25 protein-coding genes and 1 tRNA gene are annotated in these 24,938 nt (G+C 66.7%); 13 read left to right on the plus strand and 13 right to left on the minus strand.

Annotation, left to right across the window (positions count from 1 at the left end):
* The first annotated feature begins 3 nt into the window (after positions 1-3).
* A complete protein-coding gene (locus tag B8W67_RS02235) occupies positions 4-1,185 on the plus strand; it encodes a hypothetical protein (protein ID WP_084228574.1) in 1,182 nt (393 codons plus the stop codon).
* 24 nt (positions 1,186-1,209) lie between these two features.
* Here the strand turns inward: B8W67_RS02235 and B8W67_RS02240 are convergent, their stop codons facing one another.
* Entirely contained in the window at positions 1,210-2,766 is a 1,557-nt protein-coding gene (locus B8W67_RS02240) for an acetolactate synthase large subunit (RefSeq protein WP_069391507.1), read from the minus strand.
* Between the two features lie 69 nt (positions 2,767-2,835).
* On the opposite strand from B8W67_RS02240, the gene B8W67_RS02245 reads away from it, so the two are divergent.
* Positions 2,836-3,477, plus strand: coding sequence for a cutinase family protein (locus tag B8W67_RS02245; protein ID WP_085302083.1), 642 nt, complete (start codon positions 2,836-2,838; stop codon positions 3,475-3,477).
* On the opposite strand, the gene B8W67_RS02250 is transcribed toward B8W67_RS02245, so the two are convergent.
* Complete coding sequence (locus B8W67_RS02250; RefSeq protein WP_085302085.1) at positions 3,474-5,108, minus strand: class I adenylate-forming enzyme family protein; 1,635 nt, start codon at positions 5,106-5,108, stop codon at positions 3,474-3,476. The two genes, B8W67_RS02245 and B8W67_RS02250, sit on opposite strands and share 4 nt — an antisense overlap.
* 135 nt (positions 5,109-5,243) lie before the next feature.
* Here B8W67_RS02250 and B8W67_RS02255 point away from each other — a divergent pair, with 135 nt between their 5' ends.
* From B8W67_RS02255 to B8W67_RS02270, 4 genes are all read left to right on the plus strand, one after another.
* Positions 5,244-7,025: an N-acyl-D-amino-acid deacylase family protein gene (locus B8W67_RS02255; protein WP_069391510.1), complete on the plus strand. Its 1,782-nt coding sequence runs from the start codon at positions 5,244-5,246 to the stop codon at positions 7,023-7,025.
* Positions 7,026-7,073: 48 nt separating this feature from the next.
* Positions 7,074-7,934, plus strand: a complete 861-nt coding sequence (locus B8W67_RS02260) for an alpha/beta fold hydrolase (RefSeq protein ID WP_069391511.1) — start codon at positions 7,074-7,076, stop codon at positions 7,932-7,934.
* A gap of 207 nt (positions 7,935-8,141) precedes the next feature.
* On the plus strand, positions 8,142-8,549 hold the full coding sequence (locus tag B8W67_RS02265; RefSeq protein ID WP_085302087.1) for a hypothetical protein: 408 nt from the start codon (positions 8,142-8,144) through the stop codon (positions 8,547-8,549).
* Positions 8,550-8,870: 321 nt separating this feature from the next.
* On the plus strand, positions 8,871-9,449 hold the full coding sequence (locus tag B8W67_RS02270) for an HdeD family acid-resistance protein (RefSeq protein WP_069391513.1): 579 nt from the start codon (positions 8,871-8,873) through the stop codon (positions 9,447-9,449).
* Between the two features lie 142 nt (positions 9,450-9,591).
* Here B8W67_RS02270 and B8W67_RS02275 read toward each other — a convergent pair whose 3' ends face one another.
* The 4 genes from B8W67_RS02275 to B8W67_RS02290 all read right to left on the minus strand — a co-directional run bounded on the left by B8W67_RS02275 (position 9,592) and on the right by B8W67_RS02290 (position 12,875).
* Positions 9,592-10,803 (minus strand): PucR family transcriptional regulator, encoded by a 1,212-nt coding sequence (locus B8W67_RS02275; RefSeq protein WP_163797004.1) that lies wholly within the window; start codon positions 10,801-10,803, stop codon positions 9,592-9,594.
* Positions 10,804-10,870: 67 nt separating this feature from the next.
* The gene (locus B8W67_RS02280; RefSeq protein WP_069391514.1) at positions 10,871-11,329 is read right to left on the minus strand and encodes a DUF3887 domain-containing protein; all 459 of its coding nucleotides are present in this window, start codon (positions 11,327-11,329) and stop codon (positions 10,871-10,873) included.
* 16 nt (positions 11,330-11,345) lie between these two features.
* Entirely contained in the window at positions 11,346-11,651 is a 306-nt protein-coding gene (locus B8W67_RS02285; RefSeq protein ID WP_069391515.1) for a hypothetical protein, read from the minus strand.
* Between the two features lie 12 nt (positions 11,652-11,663).
* Positions 11,664-12,875: an inorganic phosphate transporter gene (locus tag B8W67_RS02290; protein ID WP_084228578.1), complete on the minus strand. Its 1,212-nt coding sequence runs from the start codon at positions 12,873-12,875 to the stop codon at positions 11,664-11,666.
* Positions 12,876-12,994: 119 nt separating this feature from the next.
* Here B8W67_RS02290 and B8W67_RS02295 point away from each other — a divergent pair, with 119 nt between their 5' ends.
* A complete protein-coding gene (locus B8W67_RS02295; RefSeq protein WP_109561692.1) occupies positions 12,995-13,759 on the plus strand; it encodes a hypothetical protein in 765 nt (254 codons plus the stop codon).
* Positions 13,760-13,859: 100 nt separating this feature from the next.
* Positions 13,860-14,114 (plus strand): hypothetical protein, encoded by a 255-nt coding sequence (locus B8W67_RS02300; RefSeq protein ID WP_084228582.1) that lies wholly within the window; start codon positions 13,860-13,862, stop codon positions 14,112-14,114.
* 45 nt (positions 14,115-14,159) lie between these two features.
* On the opposite strand, the gene B8W67_RS02305 is transcribed toward B8W67_RS02300, so the two are convergent.
* The 5 genes from B8W67_RS02305 to B8W67_RS02325 all read right to left on the minus strand — a co-directional run bounded on the left by B8W67_RS02305 (position 14,160) and on the right by B8W67_RS02325 (position 18,414).
* Positions 14,160-14,233 (minus strand) — tRNA-Ile (locus B8W67_RS02305).
* A gap of 127 nt (positions 14,234-14,360) precedes the next feature.
* Entirely contained in the window at positions 14,361-15,275 is a 915-nt protein-coding gene (locus B8W67_RS02310; protein ID WP_069391607.1) for an acetoacetate decarboxylase family protein, read from the minus strand.
* Positions 15,276-15,280: 5 nt separating this feature from the next.
* A complete protein-coding gene (locus B8W67_RS02315; RefSeq protein ID WP_069391608.1) occupies positions 15,281-16,303 on the minus strand; it encodes an NAD(P)H-quinone oxidoreductase in 1,023 nt (340 codons plus the stop codon).
* A 13-nt stretch (positions 16,304-16,316) separates the two neighbouring features.
* A complete protein-coding gene (locus tag B8W67_RS02320) occupies positions 16,317-17,375 on the minus strand; it encodes an AraC family transcriptional regulator (protein WP_069391516.1) in 1,059 nt (352 codons plus the stop codon).
* Positions 17,368-18,414, minus strand: coding sequence for an AraC family transcriptional regulator (locus B8W67_RS02325; RefSeq protein WP_234793842.1), 1,047 nt, complete (start codon positions 18,412-18,414; stop codon positions 17,368-17,370). The genes B8W67_RS02320 and B8W67_RS02325 overlap by 8 nt, the downstream gene beginning before the upstream one ends.
* 158 nt (positions 18,415-18,572) lie before the next feature.
* Here B8W67_RS02325 and B8W67_RS02330 point away from each other — a divergent pair, with 158 nt between their 5' ends.
* On the plus strand, positions 18,573-19,292 hold the full coding sequence (locus tag B8W67_RS02330) for a type 1 glutamine amidotransferase domain-containing protein (protein WP_069391517.1): 720 nt from the start codon (positions 18,573-18,575) through the stop codon (positions 19,290-19,292).
* 33 nt (positions 19,293-19,325) lie between these two features.
* On the opposite strand, the gene B8W67_RS02335 is transcribed toward B8W67_RS02330, so the two are convergent.
* Positions 19,326-19,766: a nitroreductase family deazaflavin-dependent oxidoreductase gene (locus tag B8W67_RS02335; protein WP_069391518.1), complete on the minus strand. Its 441-nt coding sequence runs from the start codon at positions 19,764-19,766 to the stop codon at positions 19,326-19,328.
* 256 nt (positions 19,767-20,022) lie between these two features.
* Here B8W67_RS02335 and B8W67_RS02340 point away from each other — a divergent pair, with 256 nt between their 5' ends.
* From B8W67_RS02340 to B8W67_RS02355, 4 genes are read left to right on the plus strand one after another with little or no spacing between them, the layout of a single operon-like run.
* The gene (locus tag B8W67_RS02340) at positions 20,023-20,475 is read left to right on the plus strand and encodes a 6-pyruvoyl trahydropterin synthase family protein (RefSeq protein ID WP_069391519.1); all 453 of its coding nucleotides are present in this window, start codon (positions 20,023-20,025) and stop codon (positions 20,473-20,475) included.
* A gap of 10 nt (positions 20,476-20,485) precedes the next feature.
* Positions 20,486-21,169 carry a GTP cyclohydrolase I FolE gene (gene folE, locus B8W67_RS02345; RefSeq protein ID WP_069391520.1) on the plus strand — a complete coding sequence of 228 codons (684 nt, stop codon included), beginning with the start codon at positions 20,486-20,488 and terminating at the stop codon, positions 21,167-21,169.
* Positions 21,169-22,494: a hypothetical protein gene (locus B8W67_RS02350; protein WP_085302093.1), complete on the plus strand. Its 1,326-nt coding sequence runs from the start codon at positions 21,169-21,171 to the stop codon at positions 22,492-22,494. The genes folE and B8W67_RS02350 overlap by 1 nt, the downstream gene beginning before the upstream one ends.
* Before the next feature lie 11 nt (positions 22,495-22,505).
* Positions 22,506-22,760 (plus strand): CBU_0592 family membrane protein, encoded by a 255-nt coding sequence (locus B8W67_RS02355; RefSeq protein WP_133056029.1) that lies wholly within the window; start codon positions 22,506-22,508, stop codon positions 22,758-22,760.
* 7 nt (positions 22,761-22,767) lie between these two features.
* Here the strand turns inward: B8W67_RS02355 and htpG are convergent, their stop codons facing one another.
* On the minus strand, positions 22,768-24,708 hold the full coding sequence (gene htpG, locus B8W67_RS02360; protein WP_085302105.1) for a molecular chaperone HtpG: 1,941 nt from the start codon (positions 24,706-24,708) through the stop codon (positions 22,768-22,770).
* Between the last annotated feature and the right edge of the window lie 230 nt (positions 24,709-24,938).

A 24,938-nucleotide genomic window follows, 5' to 3' on the forward strand; every position in this document is an offset into this window, starting at 1 on the left:
GCAATGCCCGACCTGTGTACGGACACCTTCCAAGAGCTCGCCACGGCAATGGGTTTCACCTGCGCTGACACCGGCGGCCTCATCGAGGTCCGCAACCCGTTCGCGTTGGAGAACTGGACGATGCCGGTGTTGGAGGTGACGATCATCCTCGGCGCGGTTTTAGCGCTGGTGTACGCGATCGGGCGCTACCGCCGCCACCATGACGCGACGAACCTGGTGCTGTGGTTCGGCGCGATCGCCTACCTTCTGATCATCGAACCGCCGCTGTATTTCCCCGGCGCCTTCGGGATCGCCGATCACGTCGACACGATGTTCGCCCACAACCTGTTCACGGTGGAATTCCTCTGGGGGCGGTTGCCGCTGTACATCGTGGCGATCTACCCGTTCATGGCGACGATCTCGTTTGAGATCGTCCGGGTTCTCGGCATTTTCCGCCGCTACGGCACGTTGGCCGGGGCGATCTGCGTCGGGTTGGTTCACCACGCGTTCTACGAGATCTTCGACCACATCGGCCCCCAGCTGCGCTGGTGGGAATGGTCGCTGGACAACCCGATGAACCAGCCGTTCTTCGCCTCCGTGCCGATGGGCAGCGTGGTGGTGTTCGCCGCACTGTGGCCGCTGTCGCTGGCATTCTGTGTGCAGTGGTTCGTCGGTCGCAACGTCGATCTCGGAAAGCGTTTGAGCGCACCGAGTTTGGTGTGGCGCACCGTCGCGGTCGGCGTGCTCGCCTCGCTGGGCACCGCGATCCTGCCGTTGCCCGCCACGATCACCCAGTGGGCCTCCGGCGGCCGCCTGCAGGGTTACGCCTACCTGCTGGAGTTGATCGCCGTTGCGGTGATCGCCGCGGTGATCTTCTACCGCCAGTGGGAGCGGCTGCGCATCCACGGCGCCACCCACCTCGGCGGCGGGCTGACCTCCAGCGCTTATACCGACCGACTCATGGTCGGCTACGCCGCGGTGTATCTCGGTGTCATGGCGCTGCTGTGGCTGGCCGCGCTGCCTGACTATTTCGGGGCGGTCGGTGGCCGCACCGCCGACGGCAACCCGACCGGCAACCTCGTCTACGTGGTGCTGTGCTTCGCGATCGCGGGGCTGACCACGGCCATGGCGATGAAAGCCAACTCCGGAAAGACGCCGTCGCCGACACGCAAGATCGCCGAAGGAGCACCCGCGCAACGCAGGTGAGCCCGCAGGCGGGCGCCCGCCACCTCAGAGAACCGTCGGGATCCGTGCGTCGATCAGGTGTGGGCCGGGTGCGGTGAGGGCCGCGGCGAATTGGTCGGCGAGGTCTTCGCAGCTGACCGCCACCGTCGCCGGCACCCCGAAACCCGCGGCGATCTCGGCGAAATCCATCTCCGGTCGTCGGAGATCCAACAGGTCCGCGGCCTTGGGTCCGCCACCGTCAGCACCGACCCGGGCGAGTTCCATCCGCAGGATCGCGTACGCGCTGTTGTTGAGCAGCACCACGGTGATGTCGAGTTGCTCGCGCGCCATCGTCCACAGCGCCGAGATCGTGTAGGCGGCGCTACCGTCGGCCTGCAACGCGACCACCGGCCGGTCCGGTGCGGCGATCGCCGCGCCCACCGCCACCGGCAGGCCCTGACCGATCGCCCCACCGGTCAAGGCCAGCACATCATGCTGCGGCGATCCGGCTGTGGCAGCCGCCAAAAGCAGGCCCGAGGTGTTGGATTCGTCGGAGATGATCGCCTGCGGGGGCAGCAGCGCACCGATCACCTGCACCCAGTTTTCGACGGTGAGCGCACCGGTCGGCAGTTCCGGCACCGCCGCCGAAGCCCCGCGCGCCGCGGTGCCGGGTGCCACGATCTCGGCCAGTTGCTGCAGCGCGGCGACCACGTCGGTGTCGCGGCCGGCCAGGGTGTGCACCGCCGCCCCGTCGGGAACCAGGTCGCTGGGTTTGTCGGGGTAGGCGAAGAACGTCACCGGCGCTCGAGTGCCGGCCACGACGAGATGCTTGATCCCGTCGAGTTGGCTACCCGCCTGTTCGGCCAGGTAGCCGAGCCGCTCGATCGGCGGGACCCCGGCCCCGCGCGTCAGCCGCGCCGGGAAGGTCTCCACCAGCGTGCGCGCCCCGGTGGCCACGGCGATCCGGTCGGCGGCAGCCAGACCCGCCGCCCCGGTGGCTGGGCCACCGAGCAGCAGGCAGACCGGATCGCCACCGGTGAGCACCGCGGCGACCTCGGCGAGTGCGGTCGGGTCCGGGTCGCTGGGCCGGCCCGCACGCACCGGCACCCCGGCGGTGGCGCCGTCGCTCCAGGAGATGTCGGCGGGCAAGATCACGTTGGCGATCTGCCCGGGGGCGCTCGCCGCCGCGGCGACCGCCTCGGCGACATCGCGTCCCACCTCCTCGCCGCCGGTGGTGCGCCGCGTCCAGCCGTGCGTCCACGCGGTCAGCGGCTCGATCTCCGATTCCAGCGGTGCGTCGTATTTCTTGTGGTAGGTGGCGTGGTCGCCGATGATGTTGACCACCGGGCTGTGTGCCCGGCGGGCGTTGTGCAGGTTGGCCAGCCCGTTGCTCAGTCCCGGCCCCAGATGCAGCAGCGTCGCCGCGGGTGCGCCGGCGATGCGCGCATAGCCGTCGGCGGCGCCGGTGGCCACCCCTTCGAACAGGCAGAGCACACCGCGCATCTGCGGAACGGCGTCGAGGGCGGCCACGAAATGCATCTCCGAGGTGCCAGGGTTGGCGAAACACACCTGCACCCCGCAGTCGACGAGTGTGGTGATCAGTGCCTGGGCACCGTTGGCCATCGCTGTCTCTCCTCCCGTCCCCCCGGGTTCGGTGATCGGGCCCGGCGGGTCCATGCCAGTATCTACGACATGAGACGTAACGGCGTGATCGGCGTCCTGGGGGGTGCCGTGCTGATGGGAGGCCTGATCGGCCTCCCTACCGGGGTCCCGCTCGCCACGGCCGAGCCCTGCCCGCAGACCGAGGTGGTCTTCGCACGCGGATCCGGTGAACCGGTCGGTCCGGGCGGGGTCGGGCAGGCGTTCATCGACGCGCTGCGCGCGCGGGTCCCCGACCAGTCGATCGAGCTGTATCCGGTGAACTATCCGGCGACCCACGATTACCGCACCAGCGCCGAGGCGGGCGCGGTCGACGCCACCGCCCATGTGCAGTCGACGATCGCGGCGTGCCCGCAGACCAAGATCGTGCTCGGCGGCTACTCGCAGGGCGCGATGGTCACCGAGTTGACCAGCGAGCGGCTTCCCGCCGACGCCGCCGACCACATCGCGGCGGTGACGCTGTTCGGCACCCCCACCAGTAGCTACGCCGTCGACAACTGGGGCGGACCCGTGCCGGTGCTGGCCGAGGCGTACCGGGCCGAGAGCATCGACTTCTGCATTCCCGACGACATCGTGTGCGTCGAGGGCGGCAACATGCTCGCCCACCTCGGCTACGCCAACTCACCGATGCCGCAGGAGGCCGCCGACTTCGTCGCCGACCGCATCACCGGCTAACGCGGCGCGGTGCGGGAGCGGATGTCCTCGCGCAGCACTCCTTTGGCGATCTTTCCGCCCGAGGAGCGGGGCAACTGCGCCATCACGATGAGCCGTTCGGGCAGCATTTCCTTCGACGCCCCGGCCGACAACAGGAACGCGTTGAGCCGTTCCAGATCGAGTGGGTCGGCGTACTCGCCGACCTCGGTGCCCTCGACGGGTTCGGCGCGTTCTACGGGTTCGACGCGTTCTACATAGAGGCAGACCTTCTCCCCGAACACCGGGTCGGGCATGGCGACCGCGGCGGCGACCGCCACGGCCGGGTGCGCGCTGGCGGCGTCTTCGACCTGCGCGGCACTGATGTTCTTGCCGCCGCGGACGATGAAATCCGAGCTGCGGCCAGTGACGGTGAGGTAGCCCTCGCCATCGAGGTGGCAGACATCGCCCATCCGCATCCATCCGTCGGCGGTGAACAGCGCATCGTGATCGACACCGCCGAGGTAGCCGAGGCTGGTGGCCGGCCCACGGCAGGCCGGCTGGCCGGTGCCGGTCGCGGTGACGTCGTCGTCGCCGTCGAAGAGCCGCACCGCCATCTCCGGCACCACGCGGCCCGCGGTGGCCAGCCGCCGCTGACGCGGATCGGCCACCGTGGTGCCCGAGAGCAGACCCGTCTCGTTGGACCCGTAAAACTGCAGAATAGTTGCACCGGTGAGGTCTTCGAACGCCGCCGCCGGGTGAAACGGTAGCGCCTCCCCGCCGGTGAACACCACCCGCAGCGAGCTCAGATCGTGGTCCCCGCGAGCGGGATCGGCCATCATCATGGTCAGCTGGGTGCTGACGCAACACAGGACACTCACCGGATGTTCGGCGATCGCCGCCCAGGTCGCCGCGGCGCTGAACCGGTCGAGCAGCACCGTTCGGGCCCCGAGGTGGATCGGCGTGGTGTGGCTGGTCCACAACCCGAACCCGAACGGGGTGGGGATCACCGGCAAGAACACGTCTTCGGCGCGCAGATCGGCGTTGGCCACCGCCTTCTGATGGAAGTAGTACCACCGATTTTGGGTGTGGACCACGCACTTCGGCAGCCCCGTGGTACCGGACGTGGAGTTGATCAAGAACACGTCGTCGGCGCCCAATGGCGGCGGCAGCGGGAGCGACGGAGCGGCGATCCGCAAGTCGCGCACCACCAGCGAACGGGTGCCCGCAGCGGCGGCGACCGGGACGGCGGCCTGCGCCCGCGGCGGGTCGGTGACCAGGAATGCCGGGGCGGTCTCGGCGAGGATCGCGGTGAGCTCACGCGGACCGGCGCGCACGCCGAGACCCACCACCACCGCCGCGACGCGTTCGATCGCCACGAACAGCACGTGGACGCCCACCGTGTCGGCGTGCCAGACCGCCACCCGGTCCCCCGGGCGCACCCCGGCACCGACCAACTGACGTGCCAACGCCTCGGCGGCGGCGTCGAACTGCGCCCAACTCAGGGCCGCGCCGCCGTGGTCGCGGTAGGCCACCCGGTCCGCGGTCCGCTCGGCGTTGCGCCGTACCGCAGCCGACAGTGTCGTCGTCGACCACCATCCCGCCCGGTGATAGCGGGTGATCTCGGCGGCGGTGAACGCCGGTGACCTCGCCGCTGCACCCCCGTCGACCGCCATGCCGCGATGATAGGAAACCGGCGCCGGCGGCAGGCCCCGACCATCGCTGTGACCTGGACCACTTTTTAACCCCGGTGGTCCGTGCTAGACACAGTGGTGGGTCCTTCTCGCGACCCGAGCTGAAGGGGTGCCATCATGTTCGACCTCATTGTGCGAAACGGCCTGTGGTTCGACGGGACCGACTCCGAACCACGGCAAGCCACCCTCGGTATCCGCGACGGCCGGGTGGCCGAGGTCAGCGCCGGTGAACTCGATGAGACCGACTGTCCGGAGGTGATCGACGCCGCCGGCAAGTGGGTGCTGCCGGGGTTCATCGACATCCACACCCACTACGACGCCGAGGTGCTGCTCAACCCTGGCCTTGACGAATCGGTGCGTCACGGTGTCACGACGATCGCGTTGGGTTGCTGTTCGATGTCGTCGGTGTACGCCGAAACCGAGGATGTCGCCGACCTGTTCAGCCGGGTGGAGGCCGTGCCGCGTGCCCACGTTCTCGGCGCCCTGGAGGAGTTCCGCACCTGGGACGGCCCCGAGGGCTACGTCAAGGCCCTCGACGCGCTGCCGCTCGGGCCGAATGTGACGTCGTTTCTGGGGCATTCGGATCTGCGCACCTCGGTGATGGGTCTCGGCCGGGCCACCAACACCTGGGCGCTGCCGACACCGGGTGAGCTCAAGACCATGACCGCCCGCCTCGACGAGGCCCTCGATGCCGGCATGCTCGGGCTGTCCGGGATGGACTCCCCGATCGACAAACTCGACGGTGATCGCTATCGCTCTCGGGCGTTGCCCTCCACCTACGCGTGGTGGCATGAGCGGTGGATGCTCATCGATGTGCTGCGCCGCCACGGCCGGATCATGCAAAGCGCCCCGAACATCAAGAACCCGTTGACCGCGGTGATGTTCTTCGCGGCGTCGGGGTCGTATCGGACGCGACGCAAACAGGTTCCGATCAGCCTGCTGGTGGTCGCCGACGGCAAATCCGCGCCGGGCGCGCATCTGGTGTTGCGCGGGGCGGCGGCGATCGGCAACGCGGTGTTCGGTTCACAGGTCCGCTTCCAGCATCTGCCGGTGCCGTTCACGCTGTACTCCGACGGGATCGACCTGCCCGTCTTCGAGGAATTCGGTGCCGGCACTGCCGCGCTGCACCTGCGTGACCAACTGCAACGCAACGCGTTGATGGCCGACAAGGACTACCGGCGCAAGTTCCGCCGGGAGTTCATGCTCAAACGTCACATGCCCGGCATGTGGCACAAGGACTTCCACGAAGCGCTGATCGTGGAGTGTCCCGATGAGACGTTGGTCAACAAGAGCTTCGGGCAGATCGCCGACGAACGCGGCGAGCACCCCCTGGATGTGTTCTTGGATGTGCTGGTGGACAACGGCGAGAAGAATGTCCGCTGGACCACGACGGTCGGCAACCACCGCCCCGGCGTTCTGGACAAGATCGCCCGCGACCCCAATGTGCAGATGGGCTTCTCCGACGCGGGTGCACATCTGCGCAACATGGCGTTCTACAACTTCGGGCTGCGGTTCCTCAAGCGGATGCGCGACGCCGATCTGGCCGGCGAACCGGTGCTGCCACTGGGGACCGCGGTGCACCGACTCACCGGCGAGTTGGGCAGCTGGTTCGGCTTGGACGCCGGGTTCCTGCGCCGCGGCGACCGCGCCGATTTCGTCGTCGTCGACCCCGAGGGGCTCGATGACACGCTGGCCGCCTACCACGAAGAGCCCGCCGGATTCTTCGGCGGACTGTCGCGGATGGTCAACCGCAGCGACAACGCGGTGGTGGCCACCGGGATCGCCGGCACGGTGGTGTTTCGCGACGGGGCGTTCATCGACGGCTACGGGCACCGCAGGCAGACCGGGCGGTACCTCAAGGCCGGGGAGAAACTGGCGCCGACCGCCACCGTCGGTTGACGGCCGGTCGCGCCGCGCCCTGTTCGCATCCGTTCAGAAGGAGCCCTCATGACCGATGCCATCCGCATGACCGGATTTCGCCGCGGCGAGTTGTCGTTCCGGGTCCGCGACACCGGGCCGGCCGACGGGACGCCGGTGGTGCTGCTGCACGGGTTCCCGCAGGACTCGTCGTCGTGGGCCGCGGTGGCCGAGCGGCTCAACAGTGCCGGTTATCGCACCTTCGCCCCCGACCAGCGCGGCTATTCACGGCAGGCGACCCCGCGGGGCCGGCGCCACTACCGACTGTCCGAACTCGCCGATGACATCGCAGCACTCATCGATCAGGCCGGCACCGGACCGGTGCACCTGGTCGGACACGACTGGGGCGCTGCGGTGGCGTGGGGTGTCGCCGCAACCCACCCGCAGCGGCTGCGCTCGCTGACCGCGGTGTCAGTGCCGCACCCGACGGCGTTCGTGTTGTCGATGCTGCGCAGCAATCAGCTGGCGAAATCGTGGTACATGGGGATGTTTCAACTGCCGTGGCTGCCAGAACGGTTGATGCGCAAAGAAAACGGGTTCTTCCAGACCATGTTGACCCGCACCGGGCAGTCACCGGCGGCGGCACGCCGCGACATCCAGATGATGCAGCAGGGCGACACCGCGACCGGAGCGCTGAACTACTACCGGGCGCTGCCGTGGTCCCTGCCCTCGATGGCGGCGCTGCGCCGACCGATTACGGTGCCCACCCTGCAAGTGTGGAGTGACGGAGACACCGCGGTGGGAGTGAAGGGCCACGAGCTCAGCGAGCGGTTCGTCGCAGCCCCGTGGCGGCTGGTGACCCTGCCCGGGGTGAGCCACTGGATCCCCGACGAGGCTCCCGCCGAACTCGCCCGCCTGATCGACGAGCACGCCGCCTCGGCGGCGGCTTAACCACCGCCTTCTCGCCACCGGCGCCCGGGTCCGAGCGCCGGGACATTTCCGGCGATGACCAAGAGAACCCGCGGCTTATCGAACCCGCGGCGCCGCGTGCCGTTGCGATTGTTTCGCAGGAATTTACATTTGCTGATATGGTCGCGAATGATAATTAATCACCCGGATAAATCCTGCCGGGTGCGTGCTGTGAAAGGAACGCTGTAGATGAAACCCCTGTCGCAAGTGTTGTCCGACCTGGCAGTCCGGACCAAAAAGATCGAGGACTCCGCGGTCGCGTTGCGCGACAAGAACCGCACCGAGTTGCAGAAGCGACGCGACGAGTTGGAGTCCACCATCGGCAGCGACCTGAACGCGTTCGAGACCGGTGTGGGCGACAAGAAGGACGCCGCCCAGAACTGGTGGCGGGATTTGAAGGCCACCAGCGACGAGAAGATCGAGACACTGAAGTCGCGGCGCAAGGAACGCAAGGCCGAGCGGGCTGCCGAGCGAGCCGCCGAGGACGCCGAAGCAGCGGCCGCACTTGCCCTGTACTTCCTCGATGTCGCCGAATGGGCCGCCGTGGAAGCCGAGCTCGCCCAGGCCGAGGCCGACGACGCTGCGGCCGGTCGCTAACCCCGGGTCAGCCGGCGCTCTGAGCGCGGTTTACCGATGATCCCGTCGGGAAACGCTGGGTCTGTGGGCCGCCGTGACTACCGCGGCGGCCCACAGCTCACCCCGATCGCCGGGATCGGCCGACCCACCGACGGCGAGGCCGCACCCGGGGCCCGCGTTGTGCCCGCCCACAACGTCAGGAGCCACATCGTGTACGCGGGAATAGCCGGGCGGATGAGTGAACGACATAGGATAAACACGGATGAACTTTAATTACTAGCTCATTTTATTGACTGTTATCTAATTAGCTAGAAGTGTCATAAACAACTCGATGAGGACTTCATGAATGTTGCATTGACGTCAAAAACGCGCGCGCCGGGCGCCGTGGCGCAGGCGTTGTGGCGAACCGCGTTGGTGTGGGGTATCGCAGCCCTGGTGCTCGGCGGGATCACCGTGGTGTGGCCGACCAAGTCGATCACCGTGGCCGCTGTGCTCTTCGGCGTCTATCTGTTGGTCTCGGGGGTCGTGTCGATCGTCGCCGCATTCGGCATCGGCGAGTCCGTCGGGACGCGGGCGATGCTGTTCATCAGCGGTGCGCTCTCGGTGGTGTTGGGGGTGCTGACCTTCCGCGACTTCGATGACGGCTCCGGGGTGTTGTTCCTGGCTATTTGGATCGGGGTCGGGTTCATCTTCCAAGGCGTGGCAGAGGTCGGCGTGGCCGTCGATCATCCGGAGGTGCCCGGGCGTGGCTGGCAGATCACGACCGGTGTGGTGACCGTTCTCGGCGGTCTCATCTTGCTGGCATACCCGTTCAGTTCGATCGTGATCCTGGCGATCGTGGCCGGCGCCTGGCTGGTTGCGATCGGTGTCCTGCAGATCGGCAAAGCCCTGCGGTTGCGCAGCGCGGTCAACGCCCTGTGACGGCAGCCCACCGCGCCACTGGCCCGGGCACGGCCCCCTGCACGCTCGCGGCTAACGCGTCCAGCCGCGACGGGCCGATCACCGCTGCGTGTACTTGCACCACGCGGCGGTGATCGGGTCCGCCCGCCTTGGGCCGTGGCGATTACGGCGCCGGCTCGGCGCCGATCCGGGTGAAGTTCTTGACCACCTCGAAGGCCAGACACAACTCGGCCAGCTCGCGCGGGATATCGATCGAGCGCCCGGAGTGTTCCTCGATTCGGCGCAACCGGTTACGGACGGTGTTCGGATGGCAGAACAGCTGTTCGGCGGCCCTGGCCACCGAACCGTCGTTGTTCAGCCACACCGTGAAGGTGTCACGAAGCGTGCGTTGCTCGTCGGCGGGTAGATCGCGGAACGACCCCAGGGCGATGTCGGCGAGCTTCTGTGTCACGTCGGGCGCACTGACGGCGGCGACCCCGAGGACGGAATCGTCGAAAACCGTGACATGGTGGCCCGGTTCTTGATCGGAGGCCATTGCGACCCGCGCATACCGCAGCGATCGGGCGGTGTCGGTCAGGTTCTGATACCGCGGACTGACACCGACACTGCTTGTCGCCGCCCGTCCGAGCAGTGCAACGGTCTTCTCCATCACCGTGTCCGAAACAATATGGGCGACACCCATTTGAACGTCGGGGAGCAACCTCCACACAGAGCTGACATCCACACTGCGCAACATCGACTCCACCCCCGGCAACGCGTGTTGGCCAACCCGCCGGGGTTCGGCGGCCACGACGACGTAGGGGCCGGTGGCGGGAATGCCGAGTAACTGGGCGACCTCCCACACGCCGTAATCATCGAGGGGCCTGCCTTGTAGCAGCGCTTCGACCAGGGCTGCACGTTCGGCGGCGTTCTCGATGACCTGGTAGGTGGCCTGCGCGTGGTAGGCGGAGGTCATCGCTTCCGTGTAGCGGTCCAGGGCCTCCCAGATCCGGGAACTGGTCGTCAACACCGCCGCATGAGGGATCTCGGGGTGCCGGTCGCCGACCTCGACCGTCGCCGCCCACAGGTGGTGCCCCGCGATGCGGAACGCATCCATCAGCGCGGTCAACGGCACGCCGACTGTCGCACGATGCCGACCGATCTCTTCGGCTTGTGATGTGTCAAACGGTGTGTCCGCTCGTAGCGCCGACGACACTGAAGTGAGGAGGTCCGTTGCCGCAGTGAATAATTCCGCATCATCGATGATGCAGTTGCTGCGGTAGAAGTCGATCTCGGCTCGGATGGCGGTGACCACTCGGCGCGCCAACTCATCGGTGTCAGATTCCAGGTTCGCCCCGATCATGGCCACGTCGCCACGACCGTTCTCCTCGCGCATAGACCGAGCATAGGCACCTACCGCGCCCGGGGCGACGAGCGACGGTGGATCGGCGCTCCTGTTCGGCTCAACCCGGCGGAATCGGCACCCCGGTGCGCAGGAAGTACAGCCCGGCGATGCGGTCATCGGGGTGAAACGTCACCCGGAATTCACCGTCGCGGCGGGCCATTTGCAGCGGAACGCTGACTACTGTCAGCTCCCCGCGGGTGGCCGGCTCCGGCGTTCCGTGCGACCGGTACGCGCCGAACTCGTCCTGGTAGGCATACCAGGCATCGCACAGTTTCCGCGCGGACAACTCGTTGCTCATGGCGTCGTCGAAGCGGGCGTGCACCGCGGTGCAGTCTTCGCGCACCACCTCATCGAGCACAGCAAGCGCGGTCTGGTCGAAGTCCGGTGCCGCGGCGACGTCCGACGCGCTCGACGCCGGAGGCGGTGCGGTGCCCGCCTCGTCGGTGCCCGTGCAGGCGGTGAGGCTGCTCAGCGTCGCGGCAAGCAGCACCGCGGCGCGGTAACGGTGGCGGTGCATCGTCGGCTCCTTGCGGTCAGTCGTCGAAATCGAAGACGTCGTCCCAGTCGTTCCAATCGTCCCACTGCCAGCCGATGCGGTGCTCGATGAAGTCGCGGGCGATGAACAGCACCCCGGCGACGACGATCACCGCCAGCAGGGCGAAGACCGCCCAGCGCAGCACCGTCTGGGTGGAAGGGCGGCTCGGCTCTGACCCCGGCTCGCCGGCACCGGCCGGCCCCAGGCGTACGCCGAGCGCGAAGAGCGCCGGCAGGGTAGCGCCGGCCAGCAGCCCGAAGAACAGGATTTTGGCGGTGGCGACGTAGTCGAACCAAGTGGTCATGGCGGGTCGCTCCTAGGCGCGGATCGGATCGGTGACCCCCGGCTCGTCAACCAGGACGTCGGGAGCGGGGATCGGTCCGCGGTCGACACCGAGACCGTCGGTGAGGCTGGTTCCCCAGTCGGCGGTGACGTTGGTGTGGTCGATGCGGACCTTGCGGGACTTCAGCCAGATGAGGCCGGCGACCGTCAGCAGCACGGCCATGCCAACCGCTACGCCCGCATAGCCGCCGATGAGGTGGATGAGGGTGTAGCTGGCGGCCCCGACCGCCCCGGCCAGCGGCAGGGTGATCAGCCAGGCCACCGCCATGCCGCGCAGCACACCCCACCGCACCCCGGCGCCGGGTTTGCCGACCCCGGCGCCGAGCACCGACCCGGTGACCACCTGGGTGGTCGACAGGGTGTAACCGAAGTGGCTGGAGAGCAGGATGATCGACGCCGATGAGGTTTCTGCGGCCATCCCCTGCGGAGACTCGATGTCGACGAGTCCTTTGCCAAGAGTGCGGATCACGCGCCATCCGCCCAGGTAGGTACCCGCGGCCATGGCCAGCGCGCACGACACGATCACCCACATCGGCGGCAGGGTCTGAGTCTTGCTGGCCGCGCCGTAGGAGATGAGGGCCAAAAAAATGACGCCCATCGTTTTCTGGGCGTCATTGGTGCCGTGGGCCAACGAGATCAGCGCGGTGGAACAGACCTGGCCGCGGCGGAACTCCCGCAACGTGCGTTTACGCGACAGCCCGGCGGTGAGCCGATACACCAGGGCGGTGGCCACGGTGCCGATGATCACCGCAGCCAGCACCGCCACCACCGCCGGTATCAGCACCTTCGACACCACCCCGCCCCACAGCACGCCGTGGATTCCGACCGCGACGATCATCGCGCCGACGACCCCGCCGATCAGGGCGTGCGACGAACTCGAGGGGATGCCGAACAGCCAGGTCATCAGGTTCCAGACGATCCCGCCGATGAGCCCGGCGAACATCACTTCCAACGTCACCAGATGGGTGACCACCAGATCTTTGGCGATGGTGGCCGCCACCTGGGTGGACAGAAACGCGCCGATCAAATTGAGCGACGCGCACAGTGCTACAGCCGCCTTGGGTTTGAGCGCACCGCTGGCGATCGCGGTGGCGGTGGCGTTGCCGGTGTCGTGAAAACCATTGGTGAAATCGAACCCGAGTGCGGTGATTACCACGATAATCAGGAGAAATAACTCGAAGTTCACTCCACTAATTTTGCGGGTTCCCCTGCCCTGTTGTCGAATCCGCAGCTAAAGGGCGGGTTTTTGGGCGCAGCTGCGACCATCGAGCGCGCTCAGCGCAACCGGTGGTTAGCATGCCGGACATGGCCACGTCGGTGCGATCGTTCGCCGCCGCGGCGGTCGTCGTCGTCGCGGTGGCGACGGGTCTGCTGTGGGCACCAGGTCCTGCCGGGCGTGAGCTCGCCCCGGCGCTGCCGCCGGCGGCCGCAGACACCCCGGACACGTTCGCCTATCCCCCATTGTGGCCGTTCAACTCCCAAGCCGAGGCCGACCGCTGGCGCCGGGAGGGCCCTACCGAGCAGACCGCTTGGCACGCCGACGCGGCCGATACCGCGCGCCGGTTCACCACGGATTACCTGGGGTTTTCCGAAGTCGACGAGGTCGTCGAAACCCGTGAGAGCCCCACCCGCCCCAGCATGGAGACCTGGGTGACACTGGGCTACCCGGTGCCCGGACACTCGCCGGCACCGGCGGCGACGATCCACCTGGCCCGCTTCGGTTCCACGCCCGAGGCGCCGTGGCAGGTCGTCGGCACCGACGACGAGGTTCTGACCCTCGACACCCCCGCCTACGGCAGTGTCGCCGGCCCGGTGATCGAGGCCGGCGGTGTCATCACCGGCGTCGATGAGTGCATCCATCTGCAGGTCCGTCAGAGCACCCAACCGCAGCCGCTCGGCGAGTTCTCCTGCGCCCCGGCCGGTGGCGAGAATTCCCGCTGGTCGGCGCGCGTGACGGCGCGCGGCGCGCAGCCGGGGGTGCTCACCCTGGTCGCCTCGACCGGCGGGCACGTCACCGACGTGGAACGCTTCGCGGTCACCGCGGTCCGGGTCGGTGACGCCGACGGCTGACGACGTGTCGGATTCACGGGTCGGTGCCATCCCGGGTGGGTCGAATCAGCACAAAGGCGGCACTGGTTGAGCTACCTTTGCCGTTGTGCGGAAATTAACAATGGCGGCAATTGCCTATGTCCTCGTGCTCGCCTTTGCTCCAGCAGCCAACGCCGATCCGATGCCGTTGCAACACGGACCTGACTGCGACCCCAATTACGAGGGCGCCTGTGTTCCGATTGCCAGCGACGTGGACTGCGCAGGCGGTAACGGTAATGGTCCTGAGTACGTGTCTGGCCCGGTGTATGTCGTCGGTGAAGACATCTACGGCCTTGACCGTGAGGGCGATGGAATCGCGTGCGAACCGACCAACTGACTCGCCACTGAAAGGTCATGCTGGCAGGCGAGCCAAGGAACAGTGTGGGGCGACCGGGACTTGAACCCGGGACCAACGGATTATGAGTCCGCGGCTCTAACCAACTGAGCTACCGCCCCCGTGTCAGCAAGCCTGTGGATATGGGCTCTTCGTGTTCGACCACGCAACATCGCTCCGCTGCACGACCTCGACATTAGCGCCCGCGCAGCAAGCGGGTCACACCGTGGTGCGACGGGGGCGCGACAGCTAACCGGCGATGGTCAGCGGACGCGGTAAGTGCAGCACGAGTTGCGCGTGTTCGGTGACGTCGAGACTGAGGATTCGGGCGGCGCCGAGTCCGTCGAGCAGGTCGCTGAGCGGGCCGCCGCGCCTGGTGAGGGTGACGTCGCGCGGCAGGCTCCGCTGGGCGAAGGACAAGGTGTTCGATTGCACCGAGGTTTGGTGCCATCGCCCGTCGACCAGATGGATCATCGTGTTGGTTCCCATCCGGGTTTGTGACGGCACATCGGTGAACTCCGGTCGCGGCGTATGCAGGCTCACATCGGGTTGGCCTGCGTGACCGGCGATTTCGGCCTGCACGCCGTCCTCGAGGTCCAGGCTGATGTCAGTGCGCCACTTGGGCAACTGATATCCCTCGACGCCGCGGACCCGGGCGATCTCGGTGGTGACGGGCAGTGCCAACACGTGAGCGTAAAACTTTCTGCGCCGTAAGGCGCTGACCAGTTCAACCTCGGGCAGCAGACTGCTCACCGCTCCCTTGTGACCGGGCTTCCGGATGACGACGGCCACGGAAGCTTCGTCGTAGGGGTCGTTGTCGCAGACCGCGTAGCTGAAAAAAGTTAGGGCCACCACCCCGAAACCGGGAAACGCTCGCAGCGGCTCAAGGGGTTCGGGAAGCATCGCGGCGAGTCGGTCGAACGGCGCGAGCATGGTTGCCTGCACGATGCTCGCGCGGTAATAGAAGTTCGGCGCCCAGATCGGCCCGACGCGGGATTCCACCTGGACCTTCGGTATACGGCGGAACCAGTCGATGTTTCCCACGGCGGCATCGTGCGCCACCTCGTCGAGGTCCGGGTTCGACCGGTAGCGGTCGTAATACCCGCCCTTGGGAACCTTGACGGTATGGCCAGCGAACTCGACCTCGGTGAGCTGCGGTGCCATGACGGTCACCTCGTCCTGTAGCTGGGGTCGGTTGCCGCTCGGTCGGGAATGGTCAGCAGTACTTTGCCGACGGTCTCGCCGGAATCCAGAAGTCGGTGCGCCTCGGCCGCCTCGGTGATCGGGAATTCCGCGCCGACGACCGGTCCCACCGCTCCCTCGGCGATCAGCGGCCACAGCCGGTCCCGCAGTTCGCTGATGATCTCGCCCTTGGAGCCGGACCCCCGCTCGGGTCGCCGACGCAGGTTGGTCACGTGCAGCGACGCCCGCTTGAACAGCATCGCGCCGAGATCGAGTTCAGCGCTGGCCCCGCCTTGCAGCCCGATGATCGTCAGGTCACCGTTCTCGGCGAGGGCCTCGACATTCTTGGCGAGGTAGCTGGCGCCCATGATGTCGAGAATGACGTCGGCGCCGCCGTGCTCGGCGTTGACCACCGCGGGGAAATCCTGATCGCGGTAATTGATCAGGGTCTGGGCCCCGAGTTCGCGGCAGCGCTGAAGTTTGGCCGCCGACCCGGCGGTCACCGCCACCGCGGCGCCGATCGCGCGAGCCACCTGGATGGCGTGCGTGCCGATCCCGCTTCCCCCACCATGGATCAGCAGCGTTTGCCCCTGCTGCAGCCCTCCGGCCATCATCACGTTCGACCAGACGGTCGCCGCGGCCTCCGGCAACGCCGCAGCGGCGGTGACGCTGACCCCCGCCGGCACCGGCAGCACCTGGCTGGCGGCCACGGTCACCCGCTGGGCATACCCACCGCCGGCCAGCAGCGCGCACACCGCGTCCCCGGGGGACCAGCCCGTCACCTCCGCGCCCACGGCGGCGATGACCCCGGAGACCTCCAGCCCGAGCGTCTCGCTGGCCCCCGCCGGGGGCGGGTAGAACCCTTGACGTTGCATCACATCGGCACGGTTGACCCCGGCCGCGACGACGTCGATGGTCACCTCACCCGGGCCCGGGGGCCCTGGATCGTCGACCTCGGTCCACGCCATGACGTCTGGATCGCCGAAACCGTCGAGCGTGATCGCGTGCATGTTCGTCATCCCTTCATCTGCGGTGCCACGTCGCGGTCCCCCGCAACGGACTGGTCGTGTTCTCCCGGGCCACATAGTCGCGTGGGCTCTCCGCTCGCCACCGCCGAAAGGCGTGGGAGAAGTTGCTCACATCGGTGTATCCGAGACGTCCCGCCACCTGCTCGACAGTCATGCCGTTGCGGAGCAACTCCGTACCGAGGTGATGGCGCACCTCGTCGAGCAGACGACGAAACGACGTTCCCTCCGCTTCCAGTTGCCGACGCAGCGTGCGGGAACTGGTGGCGAGCCGCTGCGCCACGTGCGCCAAGCTCGGGGGGTGAGCGGGATCAGCCAGCAAGAGGTCACGCACCACGCCGGCACGACCGGTCCGGGCCTCACGCCGTTCGAGCAGCATCCGGCATTGCTGCTCGGCGAGTTTGGCGGTGTGGGGGCTGGCCTGCGGCAGGGCGACGTTCAACTGCGCAGCACACAGGGTGACCGATGTCTCCGCTTCGTCGAACACCGGTGCCGTGCCGAAGAACTGCTCGTAGATGCCGAGGTCGGGACCCGGGTCCGGGAGAGCGAACGCCACGCGGGCCGGCCGCGGCGGGGATTCACCGAAGATCTCCCGGTAGAGGGTCGGAATCGCCGCGGCGTCACGTTCGACCACGAACCGGCGCACCGCTGCCGGGACGGCACGCGCATCGATCACGATCGACAGCTCGTCGCCGAGCCGGCGCGTCTCGAAGACGCAAAAGGCATAGCTCAGGCGCACGAATCTGACGGCGACATCGATCGCCTCACCCAAGGTCGCGCTCGTGAGGATGGCGTATCCCCAGACGCCGAAGGCGGTGATCGGATAGTGCGCCGCGGCCTGCAGTCCCAGCCCCGGCCGGTCCCCCACGGCGGCCAGGATGTTCGCGATGGCGGTGAGTTCTTGCTCACCGCTGACCTCAGCGGCCGGTCTGCGCACGAGCGCCGGTGTCGTCGCGGTGCCGGCAAGACACTGTTGTGGTGTCACCCCTTGACCGGCCGCCCAGTCCAGCATCACCGCCAGACTCGCCGCCGACCTTTTCGCATGCAGGTCAATCATTGTCGTCGCGGCTCTGGTTGTTCGCCTGCCGGTAGTCGCGGGGACCAACACCTTTCCAACGCCGGAATGCCTGGGTGAAGCTCGACACCTGCCGGTAGCCGAGGCGCTCGGCGATGTGGGCGACCGACTGGTCCGGGTCGCGGAGCATCTCCTCGGCGAGTGCCTCGCGCACCTCGTCCTGCAGGGCCCGCAGCGAAGCACCCTCCCGGGCGAGGTGCCGGCGCAGGGTGCGCGGGCTGACGGCCAGTTGACGCGCGGCGTCGTCAAGCGGCACCGCCGGTGACCGGCTGGTCAACATCAACTCGCGCAACACCCCGGCGACACCGGCACGGGCCGATCTCTGCCGGAGCAGGTTGCGCGCCTCACGTTCGGCCAACGAACGGGCATAGTCGTTGGCCTGCGGCAGCGGCCGGTTCAACGCTTCGGGGCCGATGATGAGGCAGTTCTGCTCCGCATCGAACTCTGGCTCGGTACCGAAAACCGCGCGGTATCGCTGCACCATGTCCGCGGCGGGCGGGGCCATGGTGTAGGTGACCCGGATCGGGGCATCGGAGGCCCCGAGCAGGTCACGGTGAAGCGTCTGGATCCCGGTGCTGTCACGTTCGACAGCGAATCGACGGATGCGGGCCGGCAACGCCGACGGGTCGAGAACCAGTCGCATCGTGCCGTCGGTGGGATCACCGGCAACGTCGAGCCGACACAGGCAGAAACTCAGCGAGACCAGCGACATCCCCATCGCCGCCGCCTCGCCCAGTGTCCGCGAACTCATCAGCGCAAGCCCCCAGATACCCGGTGACGCGGCGTGGCAGCGCAGCCCCGCCTCGACGCCGAGGCCGTCAACCTCGCGCAGCGTGTCCACCAAATTGCCGATGACGCACAGTTCGTCGCGAAGCCGCACCTCGGCGTCGAGGTCGTCGAGGATCTGCCGCGTCAGCGGTGTCCCCCGCAACACCTCGGCCGGCTCCAAGCCGTGCTCCACGCCCAGATCCACCAGCAGCGCCAGCCCCGCCGGCGAGCGCAGAACATCGTGGGTACTCACATCGACCTCATCCGGGGGCAGGCGGTTGTCGTGCGCGCCGAACGCATCCGTCAAGGGTAGAGGCGGCGCCCCGCTCATGACAGGTGCTTGCTGGCCATCTAGTTGTGCGAAATGGCCAGCAGGTGGCGCCCACCCGTCGACGCCGGAATCCTTGACCTATGGCCAAACGCATCCTGCACGTCGTCACCAATGTCGCGCACTATGACAACCCACCCGAAGACAACCCCACCGAAGACAACCCCACCCACCCGACCGGGCTGTGGCTCTCGGAGTTGACCCACGCCTACGACGTCTTCACCGACGCCGGCTACGAGCAGCAGATCGTCAGCCCGGCGGGCGGGTCCGTACCGCTTGAGCCGCGCTCGCTGAAATTCCCCAATTTCGATAAGAGCGCCAAAGCGTGGAAGGCCGACGGGGCGAAGATGGCGCTGCTCGCCGAGACGGCCTCCCCCGACGGAATCGACGGGACCGACTTCGATGCGATCTACTTCACCGGCGGCCACGCGGTGATGTACGACTTCCCCGACAGCGAAGGCCTGCAGCGGATTACCCGCGAGATCTTCGAGCACGGCGGCGTCGTGTCCTCGGTGTGCCACGGCTACTGCGGTCTGCTCAACACCCGACTCTCCGACGGCTCCCTGTTGGTCGCCGGGCGTGAGCTCACCGGGTTCGCGTGGATCGAGGAGGTGCTGGCCCGGGTCACCAAGCTGGTGCCCTACAACGCCGAAGCCGAGATGAAACAACGCGGCGCCCGCTACCGCAAGGGACTGATCCCGTTCGCCTCCCACGTCGTCACCGATGGGCGGCTGGTGACCGGACAGAACCCGGGTTCGGCGAAGGCGACGGCAACCGCGGTCGTCTCCGCGTTGGGGCGCTGACTCGAGCCGGATCCCACCGGGACCCGGGCGCGATCAGCTCCGCAGTTCACAGATGACCACCGGAATCTCCCGCTGGGTCCGGGTCTGATACTGCCCGTACCCGCGGTAGGCGGCAACGATCTGCGGCCACAACTCGGCTCGCTCGTCTACGGTCGCCGTGCGCGCGTGCACGACTCGCCGGGCGCCGTCGATGACGAGCTCGGCATCGGGGTTGGCCTGCAGGTTGCGGTACCAGTCCGGGTTGCGGTCGTCACCGCCTTTCGAGGCGACCAGGATGACGCGCTCGGAGTCGTGCATCGGCGCGGTGAGATAGCAGGACCGCGGCAGACCGGACTTGCGGCCCACGGTGTGGAGTTCGACCACCGGCATCCCGAAAGGTTTGGCCAGAACCCGATTACCGCTGACGGTGAGAACCACCCGATGGGCCAGGTTCATCAGCTTCGCCCCGCGGTCCCGGACGGCGTCACGGTTCATCACATGCTCCCCTCTCCACCGGGTGTCCGCCCCGGGTGTCGTGGTCCATCGTCTCCCGCGGCAGCGGTGAACCGCACCCCCCTGACCGGTGGTCACAACTTGTTGGCCGGCGTCCAGGGTGAGAGCGCCCGCGCCTCGTCCCGCGGCCCATGCCGCCGGGCCCGCAATCCTTGCGCTACATATTGTACCTTCTGCTGTAGCATTGCTACGGTTCATACCGTAGCGTTACGGTTTACTCGACACAGTAGGGGCATACATGAGTACTACCGACAGACGGACCTGCACACGACGCCTGCACTTCTCCGCAGGTCATCGGGTCATGGGGCACGAAAGCAAGTGCGCGACCGCGCACGGTCACAACTACCTCGTCTACGTCACCGCCGAGGCGCCGCATCTCGATTCCGTCGGCCGGGTCATCGACTTCTCGGTGCTGAAGTCCGCGGTCGGCACCTGGATCGACGAGAACTGGGATCACACGTTTCTGGTGTCCAGCGACGACACGGACACGATCACCGCGCTCAAAACCATGCCCGGGGCGAAGGAGCCGTTCATCTGCCCCTTCAACCCGACGGCAGAGGAGATCGCCAGCTACCTGCTCGGCACAGTCTGCCCCAGCGTTCTCGACCACACCGACGTGACCATCACCAAAGTCGAGGTACGCGAGACGGAGAACTGTTTCGCCGAGGCTCAATCCAACCAGATCGACTGACGGAGCACCCATGATCAACAACGGACATCATCAGGTCACCGCACTCGTTCCGAGTCGGCCGACGAAACCGGCGTCGCGGACATACCCCTACATCGGCACCGCCTTGACCCCCGACGCCCAGATCACCGCGATCGAGAACAGCTTCCGAGACATCATGGTCGCGTTGGGCCTGGACATTCACGACGATTCCCTGACCCGAACACCACATCGTTTCGCCAAAATGCTGGTCAACGAGGTGTTCGACGGCCTCGATCGTCGACGCTTCCCCGAAATCACCACTCAGGACAACAAGTTCGGGTACTCCGAGCCACTCTGCGAGGCCAACATCTCGATAATCAGCACCTGCGAACACCATTTCGTGCCCATCATCGGCCGGTGCCATATCGCATACATCCCGGCAGGTCGGCTGATCGGACTGTCAAAACTCAACCGGATCGCCCGCCACCTCGCGCGCCGACCCCAAGTTCAAGAACGGTTGACGATCCAGATCGCCGAGACCCTCGCCGAGCTGGTCGAAACAGACGACGTCGCGGTCACCGTCGACGCCGAGCATCTGTGCGTCAAAATGCGTGGCATCGAGGATGTGAATGCCGTCACCCGGACCACGGAACTCAAGGGGGCATTCCAGCAGAGCGACGTGCGCAAAGAGTACTTCGCGGCCATCCCCAGGCTTTCCGATCTGAAGTCGATCTGATGGTGGGACGCGTCGTCCATGACGTCTTCGCCCATGAGTTTCACGAGGGTTCGGAGTTCTCCGAATTCCTCCAGGAAGTGAAGACGCGGCCGTTTCAGTCCTTGATCACCGAAGAACTCCACCATGCCAACCCCTATCTGGATGCATGGGCAACGCTGCTGGCCCCCTACTCCGCCGACGCCGCGCGTCTTACCGAGGCGTTCGAACTCGCCCCCGACCTCAGCGGCGTGCTCTACTGTTCCCGCAACCACGTCGTCTCCGAAGCCCTGTTCGATCGGGCCAACGCTGCCAAGGCCCACCTGACCGACAGGACGGTCGCATCGGAGGTGATACAGCGCCTCCCCGCCGCCAGAGACCTGACATTCTCATTCCCCCGGACGTATGTGTTCGACGGCTTCACCAACAGTTGGGGGTTCATCAGGGTCGAACGCCGGCGCGAGTTGGACCACTCCGGATGCGGAGTTGCCTTCAGCGTGACCACACTCGACCCGGAGATACTGTCGCTTTTGCGCTCCACCGGGTTCGTGGATATCGCCGACTTGTACAACGCGGTGTGGGAGCGGTCAATTCACGACTACATCCATCACATCGCCCTGTACACGGATCCGTCATTCGCCATCGGCCGCCGTTCCCCGATGTCCCTCGCGAACGTGTCCGACCGCATCGTGAACTGGGGAACGGCCATGGCGGACAGCTTCAACTACGAATACTGGGCTCATCGAACGCATCGACTGATCACCGCGCGGACCGAGAATCCGTGTATCGATCGGTCTGTGTCCGCGGCGGCAACCCGCTACTTCGCCACCGTCGCTCAATTCCTCGAAACCCTCGCGGAGGACAGTGACCGAGCATACTGTCGGCGGGTCGCGAATTATCTGGTCAGCATCTATCTCTGGCCGCTGCACGTGAACTATCACCCGTTCGATCCACGCCTGGACTTCCTCCACGAGGCTTTGGAACCGTTCTCGCTGTGGTGCGGCGGTGACCCCCCGTACCTGTCGGCACTCGTCGACAACGTCAACGAATCGGCCCCCCGGCGGGCTCTCGACGCCAGTCGCACCGCCAACCGTTTCGAGAGGGAGAATTACCGCAAATCGGCCGACCCCAGCGTCTACGACTCGTTTCGGATGGCGACCGCCGCGGTCACCGACCGCGGCTTCTACGAGCATTGGTTCCACGACGCTTCGGTCACCTACGCCGGCACCGCCACCCATCCGCTACTGATAATGTCGCACTTTCTCGAAACCTTTTGGGACGCAATGACTCAGTTCGAACAAGTAAAGAAGAAACTCGGCAAATACCATCTGGGGGGCTGTCAACCGTGAATATCGGATTCATGTCCGACCTCGTCGGCGTCGTCGGCGTCGTCGTCGTCACCGTGATGTACTTCCTGCTTCAAACCGACCGGGTCAGCCCGGATATCCCGCTGTTCTCACTGCTCAACGCTGTCGGCTCGTTGATGATCATCTTCTCGCTGTGGTTCCACTGGAACCTCGCCTCGGCGATCATGGAGGCGTTCTGGCTGAGCATCAGCGTCTACGGGTGGATCAAGGCACTGCGATCGCGCCCGGCACCCGCCCCGACCGGCTGAGTCCGCGCTACAGCGTGCGGGCCAACCGGTCGGCGAGCAGTTCGGCGAAACGGGCCGGGTCCTCCAGCGCCCCGCCCTCGGCCAACAGCGCGGTGCCGTACAGCAACTCGGCGGTCTCGGCGACCGCCGGATCGTCGGCGCGCTCGGCGTGGGCAGTGCGCAGACCGGTCACCAACGGATGGCCCGGGTTGAGCTCCAGGATCCGCTTGCCCGCCGGCACCTCCTGGCCCGACGCCCGGTAGATGCGAGCCAACGCCGGGGTGATCTCGAAGGCGTCGGTGATCAGACACGCCGGAGAGTCGGTGAGCCGGTGGGACAGCCGCACCTCCTTGACGTGCTCGCCGAGCGTGTCGTGCAGCCAGCTCAGCAGCTCGGCGAATTCCTTCTCCTGCTCCTTGCGCTCCGCCTCGTGGGCGGTCTTCTCCTCCTCGGTGTCTAAGTCCACCTCCCCCTTGGCGACCGACTGCAGCGGCTTGCCGTCGAACTCGGTGACCATGCCCACCCAGACCTCGTCGACCGGGTCGGTGAGCAACAGCACCTCGTAGCCCTTGGCCTTGAACGCCTCCAGGTGCGGCGATTTGAGCAGTTGCTCGCGGGTCTCGCCGGTCGCGTAGAAGATCTGCTCCTGGCCGTCTTTCATCCGCTCGACGTAGTCGGCGAGGGTCGTGGACTCCTCGTCGCTGTGCGTCGAGGCGAACGAGGACACCCTCAACAGCAGGTCCTGGTTCTCGACGTCGGCGAGCAGCCCCTCCTTGAGCACCCGGCCGAACTGGTTCCAGAAGGTGCGGTAATCGTCGGGGCGGCCGGTCTGCAGGTCCTTGATCGCGGCAAGCACCTTCTTGGTCAGCCGCCGGCGAATCGCGGCGATCTGGCGGTCCTGCTGCAGGATCTCGCGGGAGACGTTGAGCGACATGTCCTGTGCGTCGACGACGCCTTTGACGAATCGCAGGTAGGTAGGCATGAGGTCTTCGCAGTCAGCCATGATGAAGACCCGTTTGACATACAGTTGCACCCCCAACCGCGCATCGGCGTTGAACAGATCGAACGGCGCAACCGACGGGATGAACAGCAGCGCTTGATATTCGAAGGTGCCCTCACCGCGCATAGCGATGACGTCGAGGGGCTCATCCCAGGCATGAGCGATGTGTTTGTAAAACTCGGTGTACTCCTCGGCGGAGACCTCGTCTTTGGGCCGTGCCCACAGTGCCTGCATCGAGTTGATGGTCTCGACCTCGGTGGTCACCGTCTCCTCGCCGCCCTCCTCGGTAGGGGGAATGCGGTGCTCGACGGCCATCCGGATCGGCCACGCGATGAAATCGGAGTACTTTTTCACCAGGTTGCGCAGGGTGAACTCGGCGGTGTAGTCGTGCAGCCCGTCCTCGGCGTCCACCGGTTTGAGATGCAGGGTGACAGCGGTGCCCTGGGGTGTCGCGTCGTCCGCGGGCAGAGTCTCGATGGTGTAGGAGCCCTCGCCGGTCGACTCCCACCGGGTGCCCTCCTCGTCACCGGCCTTGCGGGTCACCAGCGTGACCTTGTCGGCGACCATGAACGCCGAGTAGAAGCCGATACCGAACTGTCCGATCAGCTCCTCGGAGGCGGCCTCGGTCTGGGCCTCGCGCAGTTGGGTGCGGAGCTCGGCGGTGCCGGATTTGGCCAGTGTTCCGATCAGATCCACCACCTCGTCACGGGTCATGCCGATGCCGTTGTCGCGCACGGTCAGCGTGCGGGCATCGGCGTCGACCTCCAACGCGATGTGCAGATCGGAGGTGTCGACCTGCAGATCCTTGTCCCGGAACGCCGCCAACCGCAGCTTGTCCAGCGCGTCGGAAGCGTTGGAGATCAGCTCCCGCAAAAACGAGTCCTTGTTGGAGTACACCGAGTGGATCATCAGATCCAGCAGCTGACGGGCCTCGGCCTGGAACTCCCGTTGTTCGACGCGTGCGGTCATGTCGCTCCCCTCGCAGACACCTGTTACGGCCGCCCCGAATTTAGCGGCCGCCCGGCACGGGCCGGTCAACGGCCCCGGCCGGCGCGGATTTGGACCGGAGAAGACCGGGATCACCGGCGAACTTGCCACAACAAATTAGAACGTGTTCTATGTCGGGGTGATCGTCGCCACATCCGGGCGTCCCGCATCCGGAGTGGTGTTTTGACCGCCGCCGTGCCGACCCAGCGAAA

This window comes from Mycolicibacillus koreensis, from assembly GCF_002104795.1.
Lineage (GTDB): Bacteria > Actinomycetota > Actinomycetes > Mycobacteriales > Mycobacteriaceae > Mycobacterium > Mycobacterium koreense.

Bases quoted from the DNA above. Each gene is read 5' to 3' on its own strand.
- B8W67_RS02235 (WP_084228574.1), top strand. From the start codon at position 4: ATGCCCGACCTGTGTACGGACACCTTCCAAGAGCTCGCCACGGCAATG.
- B8W67_RS02240 (WP_069391507.1), bottom strand. From the start codon at position 2,766: ATGGCCAACGGTGCCCAGGCACTGATCACCACACTCGTCGACTGCGGG.
- B8W67_RS02245 (WP_085302083.1), top strand. From the start codon at position 2,836: ATGAGACGTAACGGCGTGATCGGCGTCCTGGGGGGTGCCGTGCTGATG.
- B8W67_RS02250 (WP_085302085.1), bottom strand. From the start codon at position 5,108: ATGGCGGTCGACGGGGGTGCAGCGGCGAGGTCACCGGCGTTCACCGCC.
- B8W67_RS02255 (WP_069391510.1), top strand. From the start codon at position 5,244: ATGTTCGACCTCATTGTGCGAAACGGCCTGTGGTTCGACGGGACCGAC.
- B8W67_RS02260 (WP_069391511.1), top strand. From the start codon at position 7,074: ATGACCGATGCCATCCGCATGACCGGATTTCGCCGCGGCGAGTTGTCG.
- B8W67_RS02265 (WP_085302087.1), top strand. From the start codon at position 8,142: ATGAAACCCCTGTCGCAAGTGTTGTCCGACCTGGCAGTCCGGACCAAA.
- B8W67_RS02270 (WP_069391513.1), top strand. From the start codon at position 8,871: ATGAATGTTGCATTGACGTCAAAAACGCGCGCGCCGGGCGCCGTGGCG.
- B8W67_RS02275 (WP_163797004.1), bottom strand. From the start codon at position 10,803: ATGCGCGAGGAGAACGGTCGTGGCGACGTGGCCATGATCGGGGCGAAC.
- B8W67_RS02280 (WP_069391514.1), bottom strand. From the start codon at position 11,329: ATGCACCGCCACCGTTACCGCGCCGCGGTGCTGCTTGCCGCGACGCTG.
- B8W67_RS02285 (WP_069391515.1), bottom strand. From the start codon at position 11,651: ATGACCACTTGGTTCGACTACGTCGCCACCGCCAAAATCCTGTTCTTC.
- B8W67_RS02295 (WP_109561692.1), top strand. From the start codon at position 12,995: ATGGCCACGTCGGTGCGATCGTTCGCCGCCGCGGCGGTCGTCGTCGTC.
- B8W67_RS02300 (WP_084228582.1), top strand. From the start codon at position 13,860: ATGGCGGCAATTGCCTATGTCCTCGTGCTCGCCTTTGCTCCAGCAGCC.
- B8W67_RS02310 (WP_069391607.1), bottom strand. From the start codon at position 15,275: ATGGCACCGCAGCTCACCGAGGTCGAGTTCGCTGGCCATACCGTCAAG.
- B8W67_RS02315 (WP_069391608.1), bottom strand. From the start codon at position 16,303: ATGCACGCGATCACGCTCGACGGTTTCGGCGATCCAGACGTCATGGCG.
- B8W67_RS02320 (WP_069391516.1), bottom strand. From the start codon at position 17,375: ATGATTGACCTGCATGCGAAAAGGTCGGCGGCGAGTCTGGCGGTGATG.
- B8W67_RS02330 (WP_069391517.1), top strand. From the start codon at position 18,573: ATGGCCAAACGCATCCTGCACGTCGTCACCAATGTCGCGCACTATGAC.
- B8W67_RS02335 (WP_069391518.1), bottom strand. From the start codon at position 19,766: ATGAACCGTGACGCCGTCCGGGACCGCGGGGCGAAGCTGATGAACCTG.
- B8W67_RS02340 (WP_069391519.1), top strand. From the start codon at position 20,023: ATGAGTACTACCGACAGACGGACCTGCACACGACGCCTGCACTTCTCC.
- folE (WP_069391520.1), top strand. From the start codon at position 20,486: ATGATCAACAACGGACATCATCAGGTCACCGCACTCGTTCCGAGTCGG.
- B8W67_RS02350 (WP_085302093.1), top strand. From the start codon at position 21,169: ATGGTGGGACGCGTCGTCCATGACGTCTTCGCCCATGAGTTTCACGAG.
- B8W67_RS02355 (WP_133056029.1), top strand. From the start codon at position 22,506: ATGTCCGACCTCGTCGGCGTCGTCGGCGTCGTCGTCGTCACCGTGATG.
- htpG (WP_085302105.1), bottom strand. From the start codon at position 24,708: ATGACCGCACGCGTCGAACAACGGGAGTTCCAGGCCGAGGCCCGTCAG.